The sequence below is a fragment of the Microbispora sp. ATCC PTA-5024 genome, from assembly GCF_000511135.2.
GTDB lineage: Bacteria > Actinomycetota > Actinomycetes > Streptosporangiales > Streptosporangiaceae > Microbispora > Microbispora corallina.
Genome location: NZ_KI866522.1, coordinates 1,983,364 through 1,991,144, shown reverse-complemented (window position 1 = coordinate 1,991,144; position 7,781 = coordinate 1,983,364). Strand labels below are relative to the sequence as shown.

General features: G+C 71.5%; 5 protein-coding genes. 2 read left to right on the top strand and 3 right to left on the bottom strand.

Annotated features, from left to right (window positions below):
• Positions 1 to 1,005 (bottom strand): serine/threonine-protein kinase (locus tag MPTA5024_RS08785; protein ID WP_232326312.1); only part of this gene is annotated, 1,005 nt, incomplete at its 3' end.
• Between the two features lie 322 nt (positions 1,006 to 1,327).
• Between MPTA5024_RS08785 and MPTA5024_RS44610 the strand changes: the two genes are divergently transcribed.
• The gene (locus tag MPTA5024_RS44610) at positions 1,328 to 2,266 is read left to right on the top strand and encodes a chorismate mutase (RefSeq protein ID WP_084369517.1); all 939 of its coding nucleotides are present in this window, start codon (positions 1,328 to 1,330) and stop codon (positions 2,264 to 2,266) included.
• A gap of 87 nt (positions 2,267 to 2,353) precedes the next feature.
• On the top strand, positions 2,354 to 5,872 hold the full coding sequence (gene dnaE / locus MPTA5024_RS08775; RefSeq protein ID WP_036321373.1) for a DNA polymerase III subunit alpha: 3,519 nt from the start codon (positions 2,354 to 2,356) through the stop codon (positions 5,870 to 5,872).
• Positions 5,873 to 5,885: 13 nt separating this feature from the next.
• Here the strand turns inward: dnaE and MPTA5024_RS08770 are convergent, their stop codons facing one another.
• Together MPTA5024_RS08770 and MPTA5024_RS08765 are read right to left on the bottom strand one after the other, a co-directional pair.
• Positions 5,886 to 6,659, bottom strand: a complete 774-nt coding sequence (locus MPTA5024_RS08770) for an MBL fold metallo-hydrolase (RefSeq protein ID WP_051457855.1) — start codon at positions 6,657 to 6,659, stop codon at positions 5,886 to 5,888.
• Positions 6,656 to 7,654: a cyclic nucleotide-binding domain-containing protein gene (locus MPTA5024_RS08765; protein ID WP_036321370.1), complete on the bottom strand. Its 999-nt coding sequence runs from the start codon at positions 7,652 to 7,654 to the stop codon at positions 6,656 to 6,658. Before MPTA5024_RS08765 ends, MPTA5024_RS08770 begins: the two co-directional genes overlap by 4 nt.
• Positions 7,655 to 7,781: the final 127 nt, after the last annotated feature.

The window sequence follows — 7,781 nt, the reverse complement described above, 5'->3', positions numbered from 1 at the left end:
GGCCGCGCCACCGGCTCCGGCCGCTCCCGCGCCCGCGGCGTCGCGTGAGGGCGCGGCCGGACGCGGGGGGCTCCCCGCCCGGGACCCGGTGGAGGGAGGCTCGCCCGGCGACGCGTACGGCTGCCTGCCCGCCGACGGCCTCGCGACCTCGGCGGGGGCGACCGGCAGGGGCTTGGTCGTGGGGAGGGCCGCCTCGCGCAGCGCCTGCTTGAGCAGCCGGGCGAGCTCGTCGTACCCGGGACGGTCGGCGGGCTCCTTCGCCAGCATCCGCATCAGGACGGGCCCGAGCCGCCCGGCGCGGGCGGCAGGGGCGGGGTCCTCGTTCAGCACGGCGTGCATCGTGGCCATGGCCATGCCGCGGTCGTGGGGCGGCCTGCCCTCCGCGGCCGTGTAGAGGGTCGCGCCCAGGGACCACAGGTCCGACTCGCGCCGGGCGGCCTCTCCCCGCAGCCGTTCGGGGGCGATGAACGCGGGCGTGCCGACCAGGCCCGTCCGGGTCATCGTGGAGTCGGCCTCCAGGCGGGCGATGCCGAAGTCGGTCAGCACGACCCGCCCGTCGTCGGTGAGCAGCACGTTCTCCGGCTTGACGTCCCGGTGGAGGACGCCCTGCCGGTGGGCGGCGCGCAGCGCGTCGAGGATCTGCAGCCCGATCTCGATCGTCCGCTCCGGGGAGAGCGGGCCGTCCTCCCTGATCACCTGGCCGAGGGACCGGGACTGGACGAGCTGCATGATGATCCAGGGGCGCTCGTCCTCCTCGATCACGTCGTGGACGACGACCACGTTGGGGTGCGTGAGCCGGCCGGCGGCCCGGGCCTCGCGCATGGTCCTGCGGTTGAGGTCGCTGAGCTCGTCGCCCATCGCGCTGTCGTAGCGGACCTCCTTGACCGCCACCGCGCGGTCGAGCAGCCGGTCATGCGCGCGCCAGACCACGCCCATGCCGCCACGGCCGATCGGCTCCATCAACTGGTACCGGCCTCCGACGAGCCGGCCTTCCGCACGCGCCACCCGAACCCCTTCCTGGACGCATGAATCGTCCCATGGATGGCAAAGGGATCAACCTGACCGCGCCGTGCCCTCTACCCCAATTCCGAAATATGAGACAGGCCATCCCGGATCGGCTGGAGCGTTTGCTAAGGTCGGACGCATGGCTCGGTATTTCACCTTTACGTGGCCGGCTCCGGGAGGGCCGGTCGCTCGACGGTGAGCTAGCGACAGGATCCGGAGCCGGCTTAGGGCAGAGGCGCGACGCCTCTGCCTTTTTCGTTGTCAGACGAGTGTCGTTGCCAGACGAGCCGGTTCCGGGGGACCGGCCTATCGAGGAGCCGAGATGACCGAAGACCCCTGTGCCGTACGGATCGGGACGTTGACCCTGGGGCACGGCCACCCCGTCGGGGTGATCGGCGGCGACGACGCGCGGTGGCTGAGCCTGCGGGAGGCGCACGGCCGGGCCGCCGCGGACGAGGCGATCGCCAAGGCCCGGACCGAGTGGGCGGGACCGCTGCTCGTGGAGCCGTTCTCTGCCGCCGACCTGCCGGCGATCGCCGGGCACGCCGACGGCGTGGTGGTCGGGGCGGCCTGGATGCAGGACTTCGCGCTGGTCCGCGCGGCGGCGCGGCTCGGGCTGCCGGTCGTCGTGCAGCGCGGACAGGCCGCCACGCTGGAGGAGTGGCTGGCCGTGGTGGAGTACTGCCGGGCCGAGGGCAACGACCGCGTGGTGCTCTGCGAGTCGGGCAGCCGTAGCCACCTGGGCGGGGTGACGCTCGACCTCGCCCTGCTGCGCGCCGCGCGGGAGCGGTCGGGCCGCCCGGTCCTCGCGGCGCTCGGCGAGGACGGCTCGCTCGCCGCGGCGGCCGTGGCGGCGGGGGCCGACGGCCTGATGCTCGGCCCGGGGACGGCGGGGACCGCGGCGGCGGCGGACGAGGCCCGTGAGGCCGCGACCGTGCTCGCGCCTCTCGTCCGGCGTGAGGAGCCCGGCTGCCTGGACGCCGCCCGGGGCGCGATCGACCGGGTCGACGCGGCCCTCGCGACGCTGCTCGACCGGCGCGCGGCCCTCGCCGGGACCGTGCAGCGGCTCAAGCCCGTGGGCGGCTTCCGCGGACGCGACATGGACCGCGAGCGCCGCCTCGTCGCCGCCATGGCCCGCCGGGCGCCGCGCCTCGGCGAGGAGTTGCTGCGGCCCGTCATGAACGCCGTTATCGAGGCGGGCCTCCTCCTGGCCGAGGAGGAGCGCGGCCGCCCTGACCTGGGCCGCCGCGGGGACGGATAGGATCTGAATCACCTGAGTCCCACGGGTACGGGATCGCGCGTAGGCTCTGATCCGCACCTGGGCAGCGGCGGCGATGTTGGGGGTCTCATGGGTGATTCGTTTGTGCATCTGCACGTCCACACCGAGTACTCGATGCTCGACGGCGCCGCCCGGCTGAAGCAGATGTTCAAACTCGTGGGCGAGCTCGGCATGCCCGCGATCGCGATCACCGACCACGGCAACATGCACGGCGCGTACGACTTCTTCAAGCAGGCGAGCGCCGCCGGCGTCAAGCCGATCCTCGGCATCGAGGCGTACGTCGCGCCGGAGTCGCGGCTGCACAAGAAGCCGGTGCTGTGGGGCGAGCCGCACCAGAAGAGCGACGACGTGTCGGCCGGCGGCTACTACACGCACATGACGATCTGGGCCCGCGACAGGACCGGGCTGCAGAACCTCATGAAGCTGAGCTCCCGCGCCTACACCGAGGGCTTCGTCCGCAAGTGGGCCCGGATGGACGACGACCTGCTCGCCGAGCACGCCGAGGGCCTCATGGCCACCACCGGCTGCCCGTCGGGAGAGGTGCAGACCCGCCTGCGGCTCGGCCAGTACGACGCGGCGCTCAAGGCCGCCGCGAAGTATCAGGACATCTTCGGGAAGGACAACTACTTCCTGGAGATCATGGACCACGGTCTCGACATCGAGCGGCGGGTCCGCGACGGGCTCACCCGGATCAGCCGGGAGCTGGACATCCCGCCCGTCGTCACCAACGACTCCCACTACACGTACGAGTCGGACGCCGCCGGCCACGACGCCCTCCTGTGCATCCAGACCGGCAAGCAGCTCAGCGACCCGGACCGGTTCCGGTTCGACGGCACCGGCTACTACCTCAAGTCGGCCGACGAGATGCGCGCCGTCGACTCCTCCGACCTGTGGCAGGAGGGCTGCCGCAACACCCTGCTCGTGGCGGAGAAGGTCGATCCCGAGGGGTTCTTCCCGTACAAGAACCTGATGCCCACCTACCCCATCCCGGAGGGCCTGACCGAGGAGGCGTACTTCCGGGAGCAGGTCTGGGAGGGCATGCGGCGCCGCTTCCCTGAGGGCGTGGACGACGAGCACCGCACCTGGGTCGAGAACGAGATCTCCGTCATCCTGCAGATGGGCTTCCCGAGCTACTTCCTCGTGGTCGCCGACTTCATCATGTGGGCCAAGACCAACGGCATCCGTGTCGGCCCGGGCCGTGGCTCGGCCGCCGGCTCGCTGGTCGCGTACGCGCTGGGGATCACCGACCTCGACCCGATCCCGCACGGCCTGATCTTCGAGCGCTTCCTCAACCCCGAGCGCGTCTCGATGCCCGACATCGACATCGACTTCGACGAGCGCCGGCGCGCCGACGTGATCCGCTACGTGACCGACAAGTGGGGCGCCGACAAGGTCGCTATGATCGCCACGTTCGGCACCATCAAGGCGAAGGCGGCCGTGAAGGACGCGGGCCGCGTCCTCGGCTACCCGTACGCGCTGGGCGACCGCGTCTCCAAGGCGTTCCCCCCGGCGGTGATGGGCAAGGACATCCCGCTGTCGGGCATCTTCGACTCCGACCACCCCCGGTACAACGAGGCCGGCGAGCTGCGCAAGCTGTACGAGGAGGACGTCGACGTCAAGTCGACGATCGACCTCGGGCGCGGCCTGGAGGGCCTGATCCGGCAGACCGGTGTGCACGCCGCCGGCGTGATCATGTCCGCCGAGCCGCTGACCGACCACATCCCGATCATGCGCCGCGACTCCGACGGCGCGATCATCACGCAGTTCGACTACCCGACCTGCGAGACGCTCGGCCTGCTGAAGATGGACTTCCTGGGCCTGCGCAACCTCACGATCATCGACGACTGCCTCAAGATGATCGAGGGCAACACCGGGAACAGGATCGAGCTCCTCGACCTGCCGCTCGACGACAGTACGACGTACGAACTGCTGGCCAAGGGCGACACCCTCGGCATCTTCCAGCTGGACGGCGGCGGCATGCGCACGCTGCTGCGGCTGATGAAGCCCGACAACTTCGAGGACATCTCCGCGGCCCTCGCGCTCTACCGGCCCGGCCCGATGGGCGCGAACTCGCACACCAACTACGCGCTGCGCAAGAACCGGCAGCAGGAGATCACGCCGATCCACCCCGAGCTCGAGGAGCCCCTGCGGGACATCCTCGACACGACGCACGGCCTGATCGTGTACCAGGAGCAGGTCATGGCCATCGCCCAGAAGGTGGCCAACTACACCCTCGGCGGCGCCGACCTGCTCCGCCGAGCCATGGGCAAGAAGAAGAAGTCCGAGCTGGACAAGCAGTTCGAGTTCTTCGAGAAGGGCATGAAGGAGAACGGCTACTCCGCGGCCGCCATCAAGGCGCTGTGGGACATCCTGCTGCCGTTCTCCGACTACGCCTTCAACAAGGCCCACACCGCCGGGTACGGCCTGGTCTCGTACTGGACCGCCTACCTCAAGGCCAACTACCCGGCCGAGTACATGGCGGCCCTGCTGACCTCGGTCAAGGACGACAAGGACAAGTCGGCCCTGTACCTCAACGAGTGCCGCCGCATGGGCATCAAGGTGCTGCCGCCCGACGTCAACGACTCCGACTTCGACTTCACCCCGCGCGGCAGCGACATCCGCTTCGGCCTGTCGGCCGTCCGCAACGTCGGCGCCAACGTGGTCGACGGCGTGATCGCGGCCCGCAAGGAGAAGGGCCGGTTCTCCGACTTCAAGGACTTCCTGCGCAAGGTGCCCGCCATCGTGTGCAACAAGCGGGTCATCGAGTCGCTGATCAAGTCGGGGGCGTTCGACTCGTTCGGCCACGTACGCAAGGGCCTGCTGATGGTGCACGAGCAGGCGGTCGACGCGATCATCGACATCAAGAAGAACGAGGCCATCGGGCAGGACTCGCTGTTCGGCGCGATCGACGGCGCGGAGGACCAGACCTTCGACGTGCAGATCCCGCCGGGGGAGTGGGACAAGACGACGCTGCTGCAGTTCGAGCGGGAGATGCTCGGGCTGTACGTGTCCGACCACCCGCTGCTGGGCGTCGAGCACATCCTCGCCTCCGGCGCCGACTGCTCGATCGCCGCCCTCCAGGACGACAGCCGCCCGGACGGCCAGGTCGTCACGGTCGGCGGCATCCTGTCGGGCGTGCAGCGCAAGGTCACCAAGAAGGGCGACACCTGGGTCCTCACCACCTTGGAGGACCTGGAGGGCTCCATCGAGGTGATGATCTTCCCATCGGCGTACCAGCTGTGCGCCACGATCCTCGCCGAGGACGCGATCGTCTTCGTGAAGGGGCGTCTCGACAAGCGCGAGGAGGTGGCCAAGGTCATCGCCATGGAGGTGACGGCGCCGGACCTCACGGCCGAGTCGGGCGGCCCGCTCGTGGTGAGCATGCCGATCGCCCGGTGCACCCCGCCGGTCGTGGGACGGCTCAAGGAGGTGCTGACCACGCACCCCGGCACGACCGAGGTGCACCTCCAGGTGCACAACGGGCCGCGCACCACGGTCATGCGCCTCGACGACCGGCTCCGGGTGACCCCGTCGCCGGCCCTGATGGGCGATCTGAAGCAGCTCCTCGGGCCCGCCTGCCTCGCCTGATCCCCACCTGGGCTCAGGGGACGAGGACGTCGCCCTCGCGGGCGACCTCGAACTCCTTTGCCAGCACGTCCAGCGCGTCGTCCGTCCGTGTGGGGGCGTGGTGGGTGAGGACGAGCCGCCGGGCGCCGCAGCGCGCGGCGAAGGCGGCCGCGTCCGCGGTCGTGGCGTGGCCGTAGGCGTCGGCCACGGCCTGCTCCCCGGGCAGGAACTGGCCGTCGTGGAGCAGCAGGTCCACGCCGGCGGCCAGTTCGGCCGCGGCCTCGCATCCCGCCTGCGGGCAGTGGTCGGGCAGGTACGCGATCGACCGGCCGTCCCGCTCGACGCGGACGCCGAGGGTGACCCCGCCCTTGTGGGAGATCTCGGCGACCGTGACGTCGAACCCCTCGATCGTGCGGGAGGCCGACGTCAGGAACCGCCAGGCGCCGCCCAGGCCGTCCGGCGTGATCGGGAAGTGCGGCGGCGACATGACCCGTGTCAGCGTCTCCAGCGGCCGCGGCGACGGCAGGTACAGGTCGACCCGGGCGTCGGGGCGGTCGAGCGCCGGGCAGAAGGGCAGGCCCTGCATGTGGTCCCAGTGCAGGTGGGTGAGCACGATCGACCCGTGGAACGCCGCGTCGCCGAGCAGCCCGCCGAGCCCCCGCAGGCCGGTGCCCGCGTCGAGGACCAGGGCGGGGGCGTCGCCGTCGCCGGGCAGCACGGCGACGCAACTGGTGTTGCCGCCGTACCGGGTGAAGGCCGAGCCCGGCGCCGGGGTCGAGCCGCGGACGCCGAGCATCGCGAGCCTCACGTCAGCTGGTCCTCTCGGTGGTGTCCCTGGGCGAGCCGGGTCAGCGCCTCGCGGTCGACCGACTCGGCCGGGGCCTCCGCCACCCTGATCGGCGTGAGCGCGGTCAGGGTCGCGGTGCGGGTGCCGCCCTCCAGCACGGCCCGCTCGCCCAGGATCGCGCCCGGGCCGAGCTCCGGCAGGGAACGGCCGTCCACGTCCACGCCGAGGACGCCGTCGAGCAGCAGGAACAGCGAGGAGCCCGGCTCGCCCTGCCGCACCAGGCAGGAGCCGGCGGGCAGCGAGCGGATCAGGGGCCGGGCGCCGCCGCGCATGATGAGCAGGGACAACTCCCGCTCCAGCGCGGTCTCGGCGGCGGTGACCAGCACGGGGGAGTCCTCGTCGCCCCAGGGCGTCCGGGCGGGTCCCTCCTGGGTCGCCCAGGCCGCGAAGTCGGTGAGACCGGCCTTCATCGTCAGCCGGTGGTCCGGGCCGTAGACCCAGTGCCGGGGGAACGGGCTGGCGCCCTCCAGCATGGCCTCCGCCCGGCCGTCCGCGTACAGGGTCACCGAGAGCGTCGTCCACACCAGCGGCGACTGCAGCCGCAGATAGGGCGGCCGCGCGATGCGGCGCGGGAACGGCAGCGCCGTCCGGCCCCCGGCGGTCTGGGTGAACCTGATCCACCCGTCGCCCATCTGGGGCTCCGGCCGCAGGTCGGGAAGGCCGACGGCGGCGAACGTCACGCCCAGCGGGCCCAGGCGCACGGTGGTGGCGCCCATGACCAGGCCGCCTTCGGCGCCGTGGCCGGTCACCCGGTCGCCGTCGAACTCGGCCCACACGGTGAGCCGGTTGGCGAACCGGAACCGGTCGCCGTCCCGCAGCGCGTCCAGGTCCTTTATCGCGTCGGGTGGCGGATCGTCGTAGTGCGTCAGGCCCACCGTGAAGGCCGGCTTCGTGTAGCCCCCGACGGCCTCGGACGGGATCCAGGAGATCGAGGTGATCGTCGATTCGACTCGCATGCCCCGACCGTAGGAATCCCGGCCGCGCCGGGCGAGGGCGTCACCCTGCGGACCGGTGGTGGTGCCAGCACCCCCCGTCCGTCGTCCTGGCACCCTTCCTGGAAGCTTCAGGCCAGGGTGTAATGCA

Bases quoted from the DNA above. Each gene is read 5' to 3' on its own strand.
- MPTA5024_RS44610 (WP_084369517.1), top strand. From the start codon at position 1,328: ATGACCGAAGACCCCTGTGCCGTACGGATCGGGACGTTGACCCTGGGG.
- dnaE (WP_036321373.1), top strand. From the start codon at position 2,354: ATGGGTGATTCGTTTGTGCATCTGCACGTCCACACCGAGTACTCGATG.
- MPTA5024_RS08765 (WP_036321370.1), bottom strand. From the start codon at position 7,654: ATGCGAGTCGAATCGACGATCACCTCGATCTCCTGGATCCCGTCCGAG.